Origin of the sequence: Curtobacterium sp. MCJR17_020, from assembly GCF_003234365.2 — a bacterium.
GTDB lineage: Bacteria > Actinomycetota > Actinomycetes > Actinomycetales > Microbacteriaceae > Curtobacterium.
On record NZ_CP126260.1, the window covers coordinates 43,839 to 61,830 of the forward strand.

Here is a 17,992-nt window from a genome sequence, read left to right on the forward strand (position 1 = left end):
TCAGATCTTCGACGAGGCCTCGGACAGGACGCTCCGCAGGATCGACGTGATCTCGCGGAACTCCGGCTGCCCGATGGTCAGCGGCGGAGCGAGCTGCACGACGGGGTCGCCGCGGTCGTCGGCCCGGCAGTACAGCCCGGCGTCGAACAGTGCCTTCGACAGGAACCCGCGCAGCAGCCGCTCGGACTCGTCGTCGTCGAAGGTGGTCTTGGTGGCCTTGTCCTTGACGAGCTCGATGCCGTAGAAGTAGCCGTCACCGCGGACGTCCCCGACGATCGGCAGGTCCTTCAGGGTGTCGAGCTCGGCCTTGAACAGCGGGGCGTTCTGCCGCACGTTCGCGAGCAGGCCCTCTTCCTCGAAGATGTCGAGGTTCTCCATCGCGACGGCGGCCGACACCGGGTGCCCGCCGAACGTGTACCCGTGGTAGAAGGTCGTGTCGCCCTTGGAGAACGGCTCGAAGAGCTTGTCGCTGATGATCGTCGCGCCGATGGGGGAGTACCCCGAGGTCATCGCCTTCGCGCACGTGATCATGTCCGGCACGAAGTCGTAGGTGTCGCAGGCGAACATGGTGCCGATCCGGCCGAAGGCGCAGATGACCTCGTCCGAGACGAGCAGGACGTCGTACTCGTCACAGATCTCGCGCACCCGCTGGAAGTACCCGGGCGGCGGCGTGAAGCAGCCGCCGGAGTTCTGCACCGGCTCGAGGAACACCGCCGCGACGGTGTCGGGGCCCTCGAACTCGATCATCTCGCGGATGCGCTCGGCCGCCCAGAAGCCGAACTGCTCCTCGGTGCCACCCGGGAAGCCCATCTCCTCGGCGCGGTAGTAGTTCGTGTTCGGCACCCGGAAGCCGCCGGGCGTCAGGGGCTCGAACATCTGCTTCATCGCCGGGATGCCGGTGATCGCCAGGGCACCCTGCGGGGTGCCGTGGTAGGCGACCGCGCGCGAGATGACCTTGTGCTTCATGGGCTTGCCCTGGAGCTTCCAGTAGTACTTCGCGAGCTTGAAGGCGGTCTCCACCGCTTCGCCGCCACCGGTCGAGTAGAAGACCTTGTTGAGGTCACCGGGGGCGTGCTCGGCCAGGCGGTCGGCGAGCTCGATGGCCGCCGGGTGTGCGTAGGACCAGATCGGGAAGAAGCTCAGCGTCTCCGCCTGCTTCGCGGCCATCTCGGCCAGGCGCTTCCGACCGTGGCCGGCGGCGACGACGAACAGGCCGGAGAGCCCGTCGATGTAGCCCTTGCCGTGGCTGTCGTAGACGTGGTGGCCCTCGCCGCGCACCATGATCGGCACGTCGGCACCGGCCTGGTTCGCACCGTGTCGGGCGAAGTGCATCCACAGGTGGTCCCGGGACTTCCGCTGCAGGTCGGCGTCGTCGACCGGGGCGAACGGGTCGTAGGACCCGAGGCGGGTGGACTGGCCGGTGGCCTGGCCGCTGGTCGTTTCGGAGATGGTCATCGCGTTCCCCAGTCGTAGAGCTGTTTGCGGAGTTGCAGGTAGACGAACGTCTCGGTGCCGGCGACGCCCGGGATGGCCCGGATCGTGCCGTTGAGCAGTTCGATCAGGTCGTCGTCGTCCTCGCAGACGACCTCGACCATCAGGTCGAAGCTGCCGGCGGTCATGACGAGGTAGTCGACCGCCGGCAGCTGTTCGAGGGCATCGGCGACGGTTCGGGTGTCGCCGCTGACCCGGATGCCGATCATCGCCTGCCGGTGGAAGCCGAGCTGCATCGGGTCGGTGACCGCGACGATCTGCATGACGCCGGTCTCGGTGAGCTTCTGGACGCGCTGCCGGACCGCCGCCTCGCTGAGACCGACGGCCTTGCCGATCTCGCCGTACGGACGGCGGCCGTCCGCCTGGAGTTGTTCGATGATCCGCTTCGAGGTGTCGTCGATCGGTCCCGGACGTCGTGGTGCTGCCGCCATGCCGGACAGCATGGCAGCGAGGCTCGGACCGCGCAAGGGATTCCGTTGTGAACACCGTGTTTCGCGACGATTTCCGTTGTTACAAGTCTTCCGAACCGCCGGAATCCGTGTCAGGATCACCGCCATGCTGGACACGACGGAAACGGTGACCACGACGCACGAGGTGCGCAACTTCGTCGGTGGGTCGTTCGTCGAGTCGGGCGCGGACACCCGGTTCGACCTGGTCGACCCCACCACCGAGCAGGTCTACGGCACGTCCCCCGTGTCCACGGCTGCCGACGTCGACGCCGCGTTCACGAGCGCGAGCACGGCCTTCGCGACCTGGCGGCGCACGACCCCCGGCGAACGACAGCTCGCGCTGTTCCGGATCGCGGACGCCATGGAAGAGCGGGCATCGGAGTTCGCCGACCTCGAGTCCCTCGACACCGGCAAGCCCCGAGCCACCCTGGTCGAGGACGAGATCCTGCTGTCCGTCGACCAGATCCGCTTCTTCGCCGGCGCCGCCCGCAACCTCGAGGGCCGCAGCGCCGGCGAGTACATGGCCGACCACACCTCGTTCGTCCGGCGCGAGCCCATCGGCGTCGTCGCCCAGGTCACCCCGTGGAACTACCCGCTCAACATGGCGGTGTGGAAGTTCGCCCCGGCGCTCGCCGCGGGGAACACCACCGTGCTCAAGCCGAGCGACACCACCCCGCTGTCCACCCTGCTGCTCGCCGAGGTCGCCGCCGAGTTCCTGCCGCCCGGCGTGCTCAACGTCGTGGTCGGCGACCGCACCACCGGCGCCGCGATGATCGACCACCCCACCCCGCAGCTCGTGTCCATCACCGGGTCCGTCCGCGCCGGCACGGAGGTCGCCCGCGCCGCCGCCGGCGACCTGAAGCGCACCCACCTCGAGCTCGGCGGCAAGGCCCCGGTGATCGTGTTCGACGACGCCGACATCCCGTCCGCCGTCGCCGGCATCGTCGCCGCGGGGTTCTTCAACGCCGGGCAGGACTGCACCGCCGCCACCCGGGTGCTCGTGCAGGACGGCATCCACGACGAGTTCGTGGCGGCCCTCGCCGAGGAAGCCCGGGAGAACGCGCGGACCGGCGCCGACACGGCCACCCCGTACTTCGGCCCGGTGAACAACGCGAACCAGCTCGCCCAGGTCCGGTCCTTCGTCGACACGCTCCCCGACCACGCCACGATCGAGCTCGGCGGCGGGCGGCAGGGCGACGTCGGCTACTTCCACCAGGCCACGATCGTGTCCGGCCTGCGCCAGACCGACCGCATCGTGCAGCAGGAGGTCTTCGGCCCCGTGCAGACCGTGCAGCGCTTCACGACCGAACAGCAGGCGCTCACGTGGGCGAACGACGTCGAGTACGGGCTCGCGAGCTCGGTGTGGACGACCGACCACTCCCGGGCGATGCGCTTCGCCCGCGACCTGGACTTCGGGTGCGTGTGGATCAACACCCACATCCCGATCGTCGCCGAGATGCCGCACGGCGGCTTCAAGCACTCCGGCTACGGCAAGGACCTGTCCCAGTACGGGTTCGACGACTACACCCGCATCAAGCACGTCATGTCCTACATCGGCTGACCCCGATCCTTCCGAAGCAGCAGGAGGCACCATGGCAATGACCGGCACGTTCGCCGAATCCGGAGCCGATCTCCGGCTCGAGCAGATCACCAAGTCGTTCCCCGGGCACACCGCGGTCGACGCGCTGGACCTGACGGTGCCGGCCGGCTCGTTCTTCGCCCTGCTCGGTCCCTCGGGCTGCGGCAAGACCACGACACTGCGACTGGTCGCCGGGCTCGAGGAGCCCACGAGCGGCACCATCACGATCGGTGGCGAGGACGTCACCGACACGAAGCCGTACCAGCGGCCCGTCAACACGGTGTTCCAGAACTACGCGTTGTTCCCGCACATGAGCGTGCTCGACAACGTCGCGTTCGGCCTGAAGCGGCGACGGATCCCGGACCCGATGACGAAGGCGCGCGAGGCACTGCACCTGGTCGAGCTCGACGCCTCGGCCGACAAGCGCCCCGCTTCCCTGTCCGGCGGCATGCAGCAACGCGTCGCCCTGGCCCGCGCGATCGTCAACCGGCCGGCCCTGCTCCTGCTCGACGAGCCCCTCGGCGCGCTGGACCTGAAGCTCCGGCACCAGATGCAGCTCGAACTGAAGACGATCCAGGCCGAGGTCGGGCTCACCTTCCTGCACGTCACGCACGACCAGGAAGAAGCGATGACGATGGCCGACACGGTCGCGGTCATGAACGGCGGCCGGATCGAGCAGATGGGCAGCCCCCAGGACCTGTACGAACTGCCCCGGACCGCGTTCGTCGCGAACTTCCTCGGCCAGTCGAACCTGCTCGAGGGCGAGGTCCGCGGCACCGACGGCCCGCTGCTCGTGGTCGCGACCCCGGCGGGCACCATCGCCGTCCCGGCCGACCGCGCCGTCGCCACCTCGGGCAGCGTCGTCGTCGGCGTCCGTCCCGAGAAGCTCAAGATCCGCACCTCGGAGCCCACCCCCGAAGCCGGCCGCAACATCCTCGGGCCCGGCCGCGTGGTCGACGTCTCGTTCTCCGGCGTCAGCACGCAGTACCTGGTGGACGTCCCCGGCGCCGGCCGCGTCTCCGTCTTCGCGCAGAACTCGAAGGGCGGGCCGCGGATCGCGACCGGCACCGAGGTCTGGCTCACGTGGGGCGTCGACCACGGTTTCGGCCTGGAGGCGCACCCCGCGTCCGACGCGACCGTCACCACCCACGCCGCCACGGGCCTCCAGTCCGCACCCGCCACGGCAGGATCGCTCGCGTGACCGGCGGGGAACCCGGCCCGGACCTGCTGCGCGGACTGACGTCCGCGCGCGTCAGCCGACGCGGCCTGCTCGCCGGCGGAGGAGCCGCCGCGCTCGCGGCGCTGCTCACCGGGTGCAGCATCAAGGGCTCAGCCGCCTCCGGCGCCGAGAACGCCGTCGACTGGACCGCGTTCTGGAAGGACGCCAAGGCGACGAAGCAGCTGAACTTCGCGAACTGGCCGCTCTACATCGACTCCGACCACGGCAAGTCCGAGTCGCTCGCGCTGTTCCAGAAGGCCACCGGCATCAGCGTCGACTACCAGGCGGTGATCCAGGACAACGCGACGTTCTACGCGACCGTCTCGCCGATCCTGCGGGCGCAGGGTGCCACCGGCTACGACCTGGTCGTGATGACCAACGGGTTCGAGCTGACCCAGATGATCAAGAACGGCTTCGTGTGCGAGCTCGACCACTCGCGGCTGCCGAACTTCGCGGCGAACGCGGGTGACTCGGTGAAGGACCCGACGTACGACCCCGGCAACAAGCACTCCGTCGTCTGGCAGACCGGCTTCACCGGGATCGCCTACAACCCGAAGTACATCGACCGCGAGATCACGTCGTTCCAGGACCTGCTCGACCCGGCGTTCGCGGGCCGCGTCGGGCTGATGAGCGACAACACCGAGCTCGGTTCCCTCGGACTGCTCGCGAACGGCATCGCCCCGGAGACGTCGACCCCGGCGGACTGGCGGAAAGCGCAGGCCTGGTTGCGGAAACTGCGCCCGAGCGTGACCGGCTTCTACGACCAGAGCTACATCAACAAACTCGAGAACGGTGACACCTGGATCACCCAGGCCTGGTCCGGCGACGTCTTCCAGGCGCAGCAGTCCGGGTTCGAGGACCTGCAGTTCGTCACGCCGGAGGAGGGCCAGATGATGTGGCACGACAACCTCATGATCCCCCGGCAGGCAGCGAACCCGGTGGCCGCCCTCGAGTGGATGGACTTCTACTACACGCCGAAGATCGCGGGCATCGTCGAGGACTGGGTCAACTACGTCTGCCCGGTCCCCAGCGCCGAGGCCTACGTCCGTGACGAGCTCGACGACGCGACGGTGGCGGACAGCCCACTGGTGTTCCCGGACTCCGACGTGCTGGAGCGTTCGCACGAGTTCCGGGTGTTCGAGAACTACGACGAGTACTCGGAGTGGAACGGCATCTTCAACGCGGTGGTGCAGTCGTGACGGCCGTCGGGGTCACCGGGCCGGATGCGGCACCGACACCGGGCGCCGGTCCGGCCCCCGTCCGTCGGGGTCGGCGACGCAGCACGCCCTTCCTGCTCGCGCTGGTCGGGACCGCGTACCTCTGCGTGTTCTTCGTCATCCCGCTCGTGTCGGGCCTCATCGTCTCGCTCATGTCGGGCAACCCGGACGACGGGTACACCTTCACGTGGAACTGGGGGATCTACGGCTCGCTGTTCATCGACCCGCAGGTGCCCTACCTGACGTTCCTGCTCCGGTCCCTCTGGTACGGCGCCGCCGCAACGGTCGTGACCATCATCGTCGGTTACCCGGTCGCGTACTTCATCGCGTTCCGGGTGTCGCCGCGGTGGAAGAACCCGCTGCTCATGCTCGTGTTCGTGAGCTTCCTGGTGTCGTTCATCATCCGCACCGACATGTGGGCGTTCGTGCTCGCGTCGCAGGGCCCGGTCGTCACGTTCCTGCAGACGATCGGCCTGGCCGGCAAGGACTTCCACATCCTCGGCACCGGCGGCGCGGTGATCTTCGGTGACGCCTACAACGACCTGGCGTTCATGGTGCTGCCGATCTACGCCGCGCTCGAACGCATCGACCCGCGACTCGGCGAAGCCGCCAACGACCTGTACGCCGGCAAGTTCCGGGCGTTCTGGCACACCACGCTGCCGCTGTCCCGCTCGGGCATCTTCGCCGGCGTCCTGCTCGTGTTCATCGACAGCGTCGGCGACCCGGTGAACTCGGCGCTGCTCGGCGGCACGAACACGTACACGATCGGCCAGGCGATCCAGGACGCCTACTCCGGCAACCAGCAGTACAACGTCGCCGCGGCACTGTCGACCGTGCTCATGGTCGTGCTCGGCATCATCCTGTTCATCTACGCCCGCGTCTCCGGCACCGACGACCTCGAGGACCTCGTATGACCGCCGTCGCACCCACCCGTCCGTCCGCCGCCCCGGCCACCGGTGGGATCGCCCGCGGCCCGAGCCGCCACGGCGTGAACCGCCGCGGGCCCTGGCTCGCGATCGTCTACTGGGTCACCATCGCGATCACGCTCGTCCCGATCGTCTACATGATCGTGTACTCGTTCAACGACGCCCCGACGAACCGGCTGTCGTTCGCCTGGAACGGCTTCACGACGTACTGGTACGCGAACCTGGTCAACGTGTCCGGGCTCGGAGCCGCGTTCGTCACCTCGGTCGTCGTCGCGTTCCTGGCCGCGATCATCTCGGTCGCGATCGGACTGCCGCTGGCCCTGGCGCTCGAGCGGTACCGCTTCCCCGGCCGCGGCGCCGTGAACGCCGTGGTGTTCGCGGACATCGCGGCGCCCTCGATCGTGGTCGGCTCGGCGTCGCTGTCGTTCTTCCTGTCGGTGGGGCTCGGCACCGGGTTCCTGACCGTGCTCATCACGCACGTGGCGTTCGACGTCGCGTACGTCGTGGTGGTGCTCCGCGCCCGGATCTCCGGCACGTCGCGGGTGCTCGAAGAGGCAGCGAGCGACCTCGGTGCGACGCCGTTCCAGGCCTTCCGGCTCGTGACCCTGCCGTTGCTCGCGCCGGGCATGCTCGCGGCCGGGCTGCTGGCGCTCGCGATGTCGATCGACGACTACGTCATCACCTCGTTCGTCGCCGGGCCCGCGGTCACGTTCCCCCTGTTCGTGTACGGCGCCGCGAAGGCCGGCATGCCGCCGCAGGTGCTGTGCTTCGGGACGCTCGTGTTCGCGGTGGGGTTGCTCGTGGCGCTGCTCAACGGTGCGCTCAACCGGCGGTTGGCGCGCACGCGGGGGTAGGCGCCGGCCCGCACGGTGCGAGTTACACGGTGCTCGGTACATCGGCTGGTGCGAGGTTCCGTACTCCGTGCGAGCCCGCGCACCTCGCACCGAGCACGGAACCTCCCACGGGGTGACGACGTGCGCACGGTGCGGACGGGAGGCGCGTGGCGGGCTGGCGCCGTGCCTCCCGCCCGCATGTGCGGTGCGTTCACTGCACGGTGCGGGTTGCGCGGGCTGGTGTGGGGTTGGCGCGGGTCGCACGGTGCGAGGGGCGTGGGCTGGTGCGCGGTTGCGCGCATGGTGCGTGCTTGTAGCGGCGCACGGTGCGGACGGGGTGCGGACGGGAGGCGCGTGGCGGGCTGGCGCCGTGCCTCCCGTCCGCATGTGCGGTGCGTTCACTGCACGGTGCGGCTTTCGTGGCCCGGTGCGCGATCGGCGCGGGTCGCACGGTGCGAGGTGCGTGAACTGGTGCGAGGTTCCGTGCTCGGTGCGAGCCCGCGCACCTCGCACCGAGCACGGAACCTCGCACGGGGTGACGGGGTGACGGGGTGACGGGGTGACGAGGTGACGAAGCGCGCACGGGGTGACGACGTGCTCCACCAGTACTCGTGACGCTCGATTGACGGGCGTGTTACGGGCACGAGTCGTGCGGTGTGCCGCGGCGCGCACCACAGCCGCCGCGCGTAGGTTCCAGCCATGAGTGCAGAGCTGACGCTCGGCGCCGAGGAAGAGCTGCACCTCATCGACCTCGAGTCCGGCCGACTTTCCGCGAAGGCCCCGCGCCTTCTGCCCAAGCTGCCCGCCGACCGCTTCGGCGCGGAACTGCAGCGCACGACCATCGAGACGAACACCCCCGTGGTGCGCACCCTCGACGACCTGCGGCGGGTGATCGTCGACCTGCGCCGTGAGCTCAGCGCCGCGATCGCACCGGCCGGGGTGACCATCGCGTCGGTGGGTACGGCGCCGCGGTCCGAGTACGCCGACTTCGAGCTGACCAGCGGCGGGCGCTACGGCCGCATGCAGGAGCAGTACCGGATGCTCGTCGACGAGCAGCTCATCTGCGGCCTCCAGGTGCACGTCGGTGTGAGCGACCGTGACCTGGCGGTGCAGATCGCGCAGCGGGTCGCCCCGGTCCTGCCGGTGCTGCTGGCCCTCAGCGCGTCGAGTCCGTTCTGGAACGGGCAGGACACCGGGTACTCGTCGTTCCGCAGCATCATCTGGCAGCGGTGGCCGTCGGCCGGCAGCTTCGGACGGGTGTCGAACGCGGCGGAGTACGACAAGGTGCTCGACGACCTGATCGCGTCGGGGGTGATCGCCGACAAGAAGATGGCGTACTTCGACGTGCGGCCGTCGTCGCACGCTCCCACGCTCGAACTCCGGGTGTGCGACGCCACCCCGATCGTCGACGACGCGGTGCTCATCGCCGGCCTGTTCCGGGCCGCGGTGCGGAAGGCCGAGATCGCCGTCGAGTCCGGCGCCGAGTGGCACCCCCGCAGCGAACCCCTGCACCGTGCAGCGATGTGGCAGGCGGCGCGCACGGGGCTGAGCGGCGAACTGCTCGGCCTCGGGCAGCACCCGGAGCGCCTGCCCGCGGAGGTCGCCGTCCGGCAACTGGTGTCCCGCCTGCGTCCGGAACTCGAGGAGCTCGGCGACTGGGGCACCGTCACGGACCTGCTCGAGGACACTCTGGCCCGCGGCAACTCCACCGATCGACAGCGCACCGCGTACGCCGAGCGTGGGGAGCTCGACGACGTCGTGGCCCTGGTGGTCGAGGACACCGCCGGCACCCCGTCCGGTCGTGACGAGGACCCGGCGGTCGCGGTCCCCGGGTACCGGGTGCGCGCCGGCGACGAAGCGGTCGGCCCCGGTGCCCGCCCCCGTCCGGCGTTCCGCGACCTGGCGACGTACTTCACCGCCTGGGACGCCGACACCACGAACGAGCACTGTGCCGCGCGCGACGCCTGGACGCGCGAGCACGAGGTCGGCTTCGTCGTGGACGGCGGCGTGCAGGCGTTCGGGTGCGACCTGGTGCCGCGGACGATCAGCGCGTACGAGTGGTCGCAGCTGGAGCGCGGCCTCGGGCAGCGCGCACGGGCGATCGAGCTGTTCCTGCGCGACGTGTACGGCGAGCGGCGGATCGTGGCCGACGGGGTCATGGACGAGCACCAGTTCGTCGGGGCGAACGGCTGGGACCCCGACGCTGCGCGCCTGCCCGGTCACGCGGTGCGGGCACCCGTGCTCGGCTTCGACCTGGTGCGGAACGAGTTCGGCGGTTGGCGGGTGCTCGAGGACAACGTGCGTTCGCCCTCCGGGGTCGCGTACGGCATCGCGCTCCGCGAGCTCATGGACGACGTCGTGCCGGACGCTCCACGTCCGGCGCTGTTGCGCGACCCGCACGGCGTGACCGACCGCCTGCGCGAGACCCTGCGCACGAACGCGACCGCGGTGACCGGCAACCCGGACCCGGTGCTCGCACTCGTCAGCGACGGCCCCGCCGCCGGCGCGTGGTTCGAGCACCGCAGGCTGGCCGACGGAGCCGGGCTGCGCCTCCTGGCCGGGTCCGACCTGGACGTCCGTGACGGACGTGTGGTCGACGCGACGACCGGCGACGTGCTCGACGGGCTGTACCTGCGGATCGACCGCGACGTGCGGGCCCTGACCGCGGACCACGCGCCGGAGCTGGGCGCCCGCATCCTCGACGTGGCCGAGGCCGGACACGTCCACCTGTCGAACGCCCCGGGCAACGCCCTGGTCGACGACAAGTCGATGTACGTCAACGTGCCGGACCTGATCTGGTACTACCTGGACGAGAAGCCGCTGCTCGAGTCGGTGCCGACGTACCGCACGAGCATCGAGGGCGAACGCCTGTCGGTGCTCGACCGGGTCGGCGAACTCGTGACGAAGCCGGTCGACGGCGAAGGCGGACGCGGGGTCCTGATCGGGCCGAGCGCGAGTGCCCCGGAGGTCGCCGAACGACGGCGCGAGATCGCTGCCGACCCAGCCGGTTGGGTCGGACAGGAAGTGGTGCAGCTGTCGTCGCACCCGACCATCGGACCGGCGGGCCTCGACCCACGGCACGTCGACCTGCGCGCGTTCGTCTACCTGACCGGGACCGGAGCGGACGACGCGCACCTGGCCGACGTCGCGCTGACCCGGGTGGCGCCCGAGGGCAGCATGGTCGTGAACTCGTCGCGCGGCGGCGGCGCCAAGGACACCTGGATCGTGGGATCCGCCGCGAAGGCGGCGGCCGAGGGAGAGCGCTGATGTGTGGACTCGCGGGCGAGATCCGGTTCGACGGCACGGCCCCGGACGTCGGAGCAGTGGCGCGGATGACCGGGTGCATGGTGCACCGCGGCCCCGACGGTGACGGGCTCTGGGCGCGCGGTCCGGTCGCGCTCGGACACCGACGGCTGTCGATCGTCGACCTGTCCACCGCCGGTGCGCAGCCGATGGTGCTGCCCCGGGCCGGACTGACGATCGCCTACAACGGCATGGTCTACAACTACGAGCAGCTGCGTGACGAGCTGCGCGGCAAGGGCCACGAGTTCTTCTCGACGTCGGACACCGAGGTCATCGCCCTGGCGTACGCCGAGTGGGGCACGGCATTCGTCGAGCACCTGATCGGCATGTTCGCCATCGCGATCTGGGAGCACGCCAGCGGTCGGCTGGTCCTGGCCCGGGACCGGCTCGGCATCAAGCCGTTGTACGTGGCACAGGTACCGGGCGGGCTCCGGTTCGCGAGCTCCCTGCCCGCGATCCTGGCGGGGGACGGCGGCGCGGGCAGGACCGGCAGCGGCATCGACACGTCCATCGACCCCGTCGCCTTCGCGTCCTACATGAGCTTCCACTCGATCGTGCCGGCACCCCGCACGATCCTGTCCGGCGTCGGCAAGCTCCCGCCCGCCACCGTCCGGGTGATCGAGCGCGACGGCACATCCCGCGACACCGTCTACTGGGAGCCGCGGTTCGAACGCGACCCCGCAAAGGCCGACTGGACCGACCGGGACTGGGAGCAGGCGTTCATCGGCTCGCTCCGCACCGCGGTCGAACGCCGCATGGTGGCCGACGTCCCCGTCGGCGTGCTGCTGTCCGGCGGCATCGACTCGTCCCTGGTCGTCGGGCTGCTCGCGGAGGCCGGGCAGCAGGACCTCGCCACGTTCAGCATCGGCTTCGAGGCGGCGGGCGGTGAGTCCGGCGACGAGTTCGAGTACTCGGACCAGGTCGCGAAGCACTTCGGTACCGACCACCACCGCATCCACATCCCCTCGACGCGGCTGCTCGACGGCATCGACGGTGCCGTCGCCGCCATGAGCGAGCCGATGGTCAGCCACGACTGCGTCGCCTTCTACCTGCTGTCGCAGGAGGTCTCCCAGCACGTCAAGGTCGTGCAGTCCGGCCAGGGTGCCGACGAGGTACTCGCCGGCTACGACTGGTACCCGCCGCTCGCCGACGTCCCCCGCGACCAGGCGGCCGAGGCCTACCGCTCCGTGTTCATGGACCGCAGGTGGCCGGCGCTGCAGGGACTGCTCGGGGAGCGCTGGAAGAGCGATGACGACACCCCGTCGGCGTTCGTCGACCGCGAGTTCGCGCGTTCCGGAGCGGAGACGAGCGTCGACGCCGCGCTCCGGAGCGACACCACGATCATGCTCGTCGACGACCCGGTGAAGCGGGTCGACAACATGACGATGGCGTGGGGTCTCGAGGCCCGCGTGCCGTTCCTGGACCACGAGTTCGTCGAGCTCGCCGGCGCGATCCCGCCCGCGCTCAAGCTGTCGGACGGCGGCAAGGGCGTGATGAAGCGAGCGTCGCGCGGCATCGTTCCCGACAGCGTCATCGACCGCAGCAAGGGGTCGTTCCCAGTACCCGCGATCCGGCAGCTCGAGGGCCCGTACCTGGAGCGGGTGCGCGCGGCACTGCACGCACCCGAGGCGCGGGAACGTGGCCTGTTCGACCCGGGTACGGTCGAGCGGATGCTCCAGGACCCGAACAGCACGCGGACCGAGATCGGCGCGAACGCGCTCTGGCAGCTCGGCCTGATCGAGATGTGGCTGCAGCAGCAGGGGGTGCGGTGATGCGGCCGGGAGGCGCGGCGAGCGTCGCGTCGTCGGCCGACGTCCGTCCCTCGGTCACGACCAGGGCCGCGGCCGACCTGGGTGAGCGGCTCGCCGCCGCCTGGGGGTCGTGGGGCCCCACCATGACCCGGAACGCCCGGCGCGTGGCGTTCGTCTCCGACCGGCACGGCACCCCCGAGGTGTTCGTGCAGGACGTCGTCGTCGACGGCGAACTGCCCGAACCGGTGCGGATCGCGCTGTCCGACGACCCCGTGATCCGGGTGTCGTGGTCGTCCGACGGGGAGTGGCTCGCCGTGGCGATCGCGACCGACGGTGGCGTGAAGCAGCAGGTCTGGGTGGTCCGGCCGGACGGCACCGACGCCGCGCAGATCGCCGGTTCGCGCTACCAGCACGCCGAACTCGGCCCGTGGAGCCGCAGTGGTCACCGGGTCGTCATCACGCTGCCCTCGACCGAGGCCGAGCAGCCGGCCCGTTCGTACCTGGTCGACCCGGTGTCCGGCGACCGCGACGACCTGGCCGTCGGCGAACTCATCCACATCCTCGACCTGTCGGTGGAGGAACGGCTCGTCGTGCTGAGCGACGGGCAGCGCGGCCAGGAGTTCGTCGTCGTGGTCGACCGCCTGACCGACGAGAGCCACGCCCTGTTCGCCGACGACCCCGACGGGTCCGCTGACATCGCGTTCCTGCGGCCCTCGCCCGCGAGCGAGACCAGCCCGCTCGTCGCCTACGTCGCCACCGAGGCCGGCCTGCCCCGACGCGGACTCGTCGCCCAGCCCGTCGGACCGCACGGGTGGCGCGGCACACCCCGCCGGATCGCCGAACGGCCCGACGCCGAGCTCGAGTACCTCGACGCCGACGACGCCGGCCGCACGCTGCTGCTCGTCTGGAACGTCGACGGGCGCAGCGAACTCGACCTCATCAACACCCACGACGCCTCGCGCACCCCAGTGCCGGACCTGCCCGGGTACGTGGTCACCGACCCGGTGCTCAGCCGCGACGGCCGGAGCGTGCTGCTCGCCGTCGAAGGGCCCACCCGACCGCGGGAACTCTGGCGGCTCGACACGAACGCACTCACCTGGAACCGGGTCACCGACGTTCCCGCACTGCCGGACGTGCAGCTGGTCGAGCCGACCCTCGAGCGGTTCACCGCGCGTGACGGACTGGAGCTGACCGCCTGGCTGTACCGGGCGGTGGGGCCGGCCATGTCCTCGGCCGTCGGCGCTCGTGCTGCTGCTGCCGTGCCTCCCGGCCCGCGCGCAGCGCTCGTCCACCTGCACGGCGGACCGGAGTCGCAGGAACGACCCACGTTCTCGCCGCAGCACCAGGCGCTCGCCGCAGCGGGCGTGACCGTCCTCGCCCCGAACATCCGCGGATCGTCCGGGTACGGACACGAGTTCGTGCACGCCGACGACCTGGCCCTGCGCTGGAACGCGCTCGCCGACGTCGTCGACTGCGCACGGTTCCTGGTGTCGAACGGGTACGCCGACCGCTCTCGGGTGGCCGTCGAGGGCCGCTCCTACGGCGGGTACGCGACCCTCGCGTCGTTGGCGTTCACCCCCGACGTGTTCGCGGCCGGGGTCGCGGTGTGCGGGATGAGCGACTTCGCGACCTTCTACCGCGACACCGAACCGTGGATCGCGGCTGCTGCCGCCACGAAGTACGGCCACCCCGTCGACGACGAAGCGCTGCTCGCGGCCCTGTCGCCGATGCGGGCGATCGACGACGTCACGGCGCCGCTGCTCGTCGTGCACGGCGAGCTCGACACCAACGTGCCCATCGGCGAGGCGCACCAGGTGGTCGAGGCGCTGCAGGAGCGGTCGCACGACGTCGAGTACCTCGAGCTCGCGGGTGAAGGGCACGAGTACCGGCGGGCGTCGTCGCGGGCGCTGCTCGTGCGGCGGATGGTGGAGTTCGTGGCGGCGCGGCTGGCGTGAGGCGCCTCCCTCGGTCTGGTGCGAGGTTCCGTACTCCGTGCGGTGCACGTGCCCTCGCACCGAGCACGGAACCTCGCACGGGCCGTGCGCCCCCTCGCACCGTGCGAGCCGCAGCGCGGCGTCACCGGGTGCAACGATGCGCCGGCGGCGCTCGCCGCGGGCAGAGAATGGTGGGATGACGACGACTGCGCTGACCTCGACCGCGCTGCCCCGACCCGGAGAGGTCCTCGTGGCCTCGGCAGCGGAGGTCGAGCAGGTCGTCCAACGCGCCACGAACCAGTACGCCTCCGGTGTCGTCGCGGACACCGCCGGGTGGGCGGACGGCGATCGTCGGCGGATCGAGGACCTCGGGTTCCGTGGTGGTGATGCCCGCGGCGAAGCGCTCCGGACCCTCGACCTGACGATCGCCGACGACGGCACGCCGACGCGGATGCTCGACGCGCCCGCGATGGCCGCGCTGAACAGCCACCACGCGCGGTTCGCCGAGCGGCGCGGCGACGTGGTCCGCTACCAGACCGACGTGTCGGTGTGGACGGGGATCCCCGCGCAGCCCACGCCGCAGGACTGGGAGGACGTCCGGGCGCTGCTCGGGTCGGGCGGCATGCTCGGCGTGGGTGCCGCTGCTGTCCTGCCGTCGGGGTGGGAGCTGGTCGAAGGCGCCGGCGGCGTGCAGCTGACCGGCGAGGCGATCGAGGGTGCGCCGGACACCGAGGCCGTCGTGTTGACGCCCGACGACGTGCCGGAGATGACCGCGCTGGTGGAGCGGACGAAGCCGGGGCCGTTCCTGCCGCGCACGATCGAGCTCGGCACGTACCTGGGCATCCGACGCGACGGCCGGCTCGTCGCCATGGCGGGGGAGCGCCTGCACCCGCCGGGGTGGGCCGAGATCAGCGCGGTGTGCACGGACGAGGCGTACCGGGGGCAGGGGTTCGGGCGCCGGTTGGTGCTCGCCGTCGCGCACGGGATCCGGGAGCGTGGGGAGACACCCTTGATGCACGCGGCCGCGGGGAACACCGGGGCGATCGGGCTGTACCAGCACCTCGGGTTCCGGCTGCGGGATCGCGGGGCCCCGCGGTTCGTGCGGGTGCCGTGAGCTGCCGTCGTTCCTGACCGTCAGAAGGCGGTGAGGGCGCGCCGGAGCATGTCGTGGCCCTGGGCCTCGAAGCTCTCGTCCCCGACGGCGTAGGCCCACGTCGCGGTGCCGACTGCTTCGCGGAGCTGTAGCCAGCGCCACGCGTCCCCGAACAACCCCTCGAGCAATACCGACATCGTCGGCGCGAAGGAGTACACGTACGACGGATTCGGGCGGATGCGGACCGAGACCGACGGGCGCGGCAACACGACGACCTACGGGTACGACAACGACGACCGGACCACCTCGATCGCCTTCAGTGACGGCACCGCGACGGTGACCAGGTCGTACGACGGCAACGGCAACCTCCTCACCGAGACTTCCGCCACCGGCACCATCACCAACACGTACGACCAGCGGAACCGCCTCACCTCCACGGTGAACACCGCCGGTGGCGGAACGGTCTCCTACGGTTACGACCTCGCCGGGAACACCGTCACGGTGACCGATGCGCAGGGGCAGGTGACGCACGAGTACGACCCGTCGAACGTGCTCACTGCGACGACGTACCCGACCAATACGGGCACGGCGAAGCAGGTGTACCTGACCGACGACCACGGCCGCCGCACCGACACGTGGCTCGGCGCGCCCAGCAACGCGACTCCCGGTGCGGAGCCGGCGTCGTGGACGGGGCATCAGCAGGTCGAGTACGACGCCTCCGGCAAGATCACCCACATCAAGGCGTGGACCGGGAAGGACGCCGCGCTCGAGGTGAACACGAAGTACTGCTACCAGTTCGAGGCGCCCTCTGACGGCACCTGCGACGACAGCGACAAGTCCAAGGACCGCAGCAAGCTGCAGTGGACCCGCGACGGCTCTGGTCAGGCGACGAAGTACGGGTACACCTCCGGTCGACTGACGAAGATCACCCAGTCCGGTGGGGACACTCCCACCAACTGGGCGTTCACCTACGACAAGGCCGGCAATCGCACCCGCGCCACCGCAACCAACGCCACCATCGAAGCGACGGTCAGCGATCAGCAGCTGAGCTACAACGCGCTTGGCCAGATCACCACCACCGGGTACGCGTACGACAAGACCGGCAACATGACCGCATCGCCGGGTGCGACGTACACGTACAGACGTACACGTACAACGGTGCGCAGCAGATGACGTCTTCCACGAAGGATGGCAAGACGACCACGTACGAGTACGCGGGCGCGGACATGAACAAGCTGCTCTACCAGGCAACCGACGGGGGAGCGGAGTACGGCTACACCTATGGCACATCCGACTCGAATGGTGTCCCCGTGATCGCCAGCCGTGAGCTCGTTGGTACGGGCACGGCCGCGGTGATCAGCGACCCCACCACTGGTCAGCTGCTGGATCTGCGGACTACGGACGGCACGACGAGCATGTACGTCCTCGACGGGATCGGGAACCCGGTTGCATCCCTCAAGGACACGGGCGCTGTTGCCTACAAGGTGACGTACGACGCGTACGGCAAGGAGCAGGTCAACGCCGACGGTGGCAGCAGTGCGCAGTGGCAGCAGAACCCGTACGGGTACAAGGCCGGCATCCGCGCCAGCAACACTGACACCGGACTCACGAAATTCGGCTACCGCTGGCAGTCCGCCGCCACCGGCAGCTGGATCGAACGCGACACACTCGACGCGCCTCTCAGTCCTAGTAACGCGAACCGATATGCCTACGCGGGTGCTGACCCAATCAACAAGTCTGACCCCCGTGGGCGAGACGTTTTCGACTCAGCCACTGACGCTTTCGGGAAAGCCGGTTTGGTTGGCAACCTCGCCAATATTGGCTACTACGCTGCTACAGGGAATAGTAAGGCGGCAGCGACAGAGACTGTCGGCTTGATCACCGGCACTCTTGCCGGAGCCGCCTGCGAACTCGGCATAGCAGCCGCTACTGGCGGTGTCGGGGTTATTGCAACAGCTGGCTGCTACGCGGTCGGTACTGCCGTGTCAAACGTAACGACTGGGAAGGTGTTTTAAGTGTTCAGAATGAAGGGCAACCTGCTACTTCCCACCATCATCGGCATATTTGCCATAGCTCTCGGTGTCGTCGCGCTACTTTCGCCTAATCGCGCCGACGCGGGCATTGGAATCTGGGGTGCAATCGCGGGCTTGTTCGGCATTTACGTGATCTGTGGGGTCATCGTTTCGGGGTGGGGAAG

14 protein-coding genes are annotated in these 17,992 nt (G+C 69.9%); 11 read left to right on the forward strand and 3 right to left on the reverse strand.

All coding sequences use genetic code 11. The features are described 5' to 3' along the window. Together DEJ14_RS00210 and DEJ14_RS00215 are read right to left on the reverse strand one after the other, a co-directional pair. Entirely contained in the window at positions 1-1,332 is a 1,332-nt protein-coding gene (locus DEJ14_RS00210; RefSeq protein WP_248704888.1) for an aspartate aminotransferase family protein, read from the reverse strand. A 119-nt stretch (positions 1,333-1,451) separates the two neighbouring features. Continuing rightward, complete coding sequence (locus DEJ14_RS00215) at positions 1,452-1,934, reverse strand: Lrp/AsnC family transcriptional regulator (protein WP_035809531.1); 483 nt, start codon at positions 1,932-1,934, stop codon at positions 1,452-1,454. Positions 1,935-2,046: 112 nt separating this feature from the next. Between DEJ14_RS00215 and DEJ14_RS00220 the strand changes: the two genes are divergently transcribed. The 9 genes from DEJ14_RS00220 to DEJ14_RS00260 all read left to right on the forward strand — a co-directional run bounded on the left by DEJ14_RS00220 (position 2,047) and on the right by DEJ14_RS00260 (position 15,816). Next, positions 2,047-3,501, forward strand: coding sequence for a gamma-aminobutyraldehyde dehydrogenase (locus tag DEJ14_RS00220; protein WP_111083716.1), 1,455 nt, complete (start codon positions 2,047-2,049; stop codon positions 3,499-3,501). A gap of 31 nt (positions 3,502-3,532) precedes the next feature. After that, positions 3,533-4,720, forward strand: a complete 1,188-nt coding sequence (locus tag DEJ14_RS00225; protein WP_111083717.1) for an ABC transporter ATP-binding protein — start codon at positions 3,533-3,535, stop codon at positions 4,718-4,720. After that, complete coding sequence (locus tag DEJ14_RS00230; protein WP_220036373.1) at positions 4,717-5,937, forward strand: ABC transporter substrate-binding protein; 1,221 nt, start codon at positions 4,717-4,719, stop codon at positions 5,935-5,937. Before DEJ14_RS00225 ends, DEJ14_RS00230 begins: the two co-directional genes overlap by 4 nt. Then, positions 5,934-6,869, forward strand: coding sequence for an ABC transporter permease (locus DEJ14_RS00235; RefSeq protein WP_111083718.1), 936 nt, complete (start codon positions 5,934-5,936; stop codon positions 6,867-6,869). Before DEJ14_RS00230 ends, DEJ14_RS00235 begins: the two co-directional genes overlap by 4 nt. Beyond that, a complete protein-coding gene (locus tag DEJ14_RS00240; RefSeq protein ID WP_111083719.1) occupies positions 6,866-7,735 on the forward strand; it encodes an ABC transporter permease in 870 nt (289 codons plus the stop codon). Before DEJ14_RS00235 ends, DEJ14_RS00240 begins: the two co-directional genes overlap by 4 nt. A 678-nt stretch (positions 7,736-8,413) precedes the next feature. Next, entirely contained in the window at positions 8,414-10,981 is a 2,568-nt protein-coding gene (locus DEJ14_RS00245) for a carboxylate--amine ligase/circularly permuted type 2 ATP-grasp protein (RefSeq protein WP_111083720.1), read from the forward strand. Beyond that, positions 10,981-12,789 (forward strand): N-acetylglutaminylglutamine amidotransferase, encoded by a 1,809-nt coding sequence (locus DEJ14_RS00250; protein WP_111083721.1) that lies wholly within the window; start codon positions 10,981-10,983, stop codon positions 12,787-12,789. The genes DEJ14_RS00245 and DEJ14_RS00250 overlap by 1 nt, the downstream gene beginning before the upstream one ends. Next, the gene (locus DEJ14_RS00255) at positions 12,789-14,723 is read left to right on the forward strand and encodes a S9 family peptidase (protein WP_111083722.1); all 1,935 of its coding nucleotides are present in this window, start codon (positions 12,789-12,791) and stop codon (positions 14,721-14,723) included. Before DEJ14_RS00250 ends, DEJ14_RS00255 begins: the two co-directional genes overlap by 1 nt. Positions 14,724-14,898: 175 nt before the next feature. Then, positions 14,899-15,816, forward strand: a complete 918-nt coding sequence (locus DEJ14_RS00260) for a GNAT family N-acetyltransferase (protein WP_258373141.1) — start codon at positions 14,899-14,901, stop codon at positions 15,814-15,816. A gap of 20 nt (positions 15,817-15,836) precedes the next feature. Here the strand turns inward: DEJ14_RS00260 and DEJ14_RS00265 are convergent, their stop codons facing one another. Next, on the reverse strand, positions 15,837-15,992 hold the full coding sequence (locus DEJ14_RS00265; protein ID WP_258373154.1) for a hypothetical protein: 156 nt from the start codon (positions 15,990-15,992) through the stop codon (positions 15,837-15,839). Positions 15,993-16,032: 40 nt separating this feature from the next. Here DEJ14_RS00265 and DEJ14_RS00270 point away from each other — a divergent pair, with 40 nt between their 5' ends. Both DEJ14_RS00270 and DEJ14_RS00275 read left to right on the forward strand, forming a co-directional pair. Then, positions 16,033-16,968, forward strand: coding sequence for an RHS repeat domain-containing protein (locus DEJ14_RS00270; protein WP_111083723.1), 936 nt, complete (start codon positions 16,033-16,035; stop codon positions 16,966-16,968). Beyond that, complete coding sequence (locus DEJ14_RS00275; RefSeq protein ID WP_111083724.1) at positions 16,965-17,810, forward strand: RHS repeat-associated core domain-containing protein; 846 nt, start codon at positions 16,965-16,967, stop codon at positions 17,808-17,810. The genes DEJ14_RS00270 and DEJ14_RS00275 overlap by 4 nt, the downstream gene beginning before the upstream one ends. Positions 17,811-17,992: the final 182 nt, after the last annotated feature.

What these genes read in the sequence shown, in the direction of transcription:
- DEJ14_RS00250 (WP_111083721.1), top strand. Translation starts at nt 10,981, where the DNA reads ATGTGTGGACTCGCGGGCGAGATCCGGTTCGACGGCACGGCCCCGGAC.
- DEJ14_RS00210 (WP_248704888.1), bottom strand. Translation starts at nt 1,332, where the DNA reads ATGCACTTCGCCCGACACGGTGCGAACCAGGCCGGTGCCGACGTGCCG.
- DEJ14_RS00265 (WP_258373154.1), bottom strand. Translation starts at nt 15,992, where the DNA reads ATGTCGGTATTGCTCGAGGGGTTGTTCGGGGACGCGTGGCGCTGGCTA.
- DEJ14_RS00260 (WP_258373141.1), top strand. Translation starts at nt 14,899, where the DNA reads ATGACGACGACTGCGCTGACCTCGACCGCGCTGCCCCGACCCGGAGAG.
- DEJ14_RS00220 (WP_111083716.1), top strand. Translation starts at nt 2,047, where the DNA reads ATGCTGGACACGACGGAAACGGTGACCACGACGCACGAGGTGCGCAAC.
- DEJ14_RS00225 (WP_111083717.1), top strand. Translation starts at nt 3,533, where the DNA reads ATGGCAATGACCGGCACGTTCGCCGAATCCGGAGCCGATCTCCGGCTC.
- DEJ14_RS00215 (WP_035809531.1), bottom strand. Translation starts at nt 1,934, where the DNA reads ATGCTGTCCGGCATGGCGGCAGCACCACGACGTCCGGGACCGATCGAC.
- DEJ14_RS00270 (WP_111083723.1), top strand. Translation starts at nt 16,033, where the DNA reads ATGCGGACCGAGACCGACGGGCGCGGCAACACGACGACCTACGGGTAC.
- DEJ14_RS00255 (WP_111083722.1), top strand. Translation starts at nt 12,789, where the DNA reads ATGCGGCCGGGAGGCGCGGCGAGCGTCGCGTCGTCGGCCGACGTCCGT.
- DEJ14_RS00240 (WP_111083719.1), top strand. Translation starts at nt 6,866, where the DNA reads ATGACCGCCGTCGCACCCACCCGTCCGTCCGCCGCCCCGGCCACCGGT.
- DEJ14_RS00275 (WP_111083724.1), top strand. Translation starts at nt 16,965, where the DNA reads ATGACGTCTTCCACGAAGGATGGCAAGACGACCACGTACGAGTACGCG.
- DEJ14_RS00245 (WP_111083720.1), top strand. Translation starts at nt 8,414, where the DNA reads ATGAGTGCAGAGCTGACGCTCGGCGCCGAGGAAGAGCTGCACCTCATC.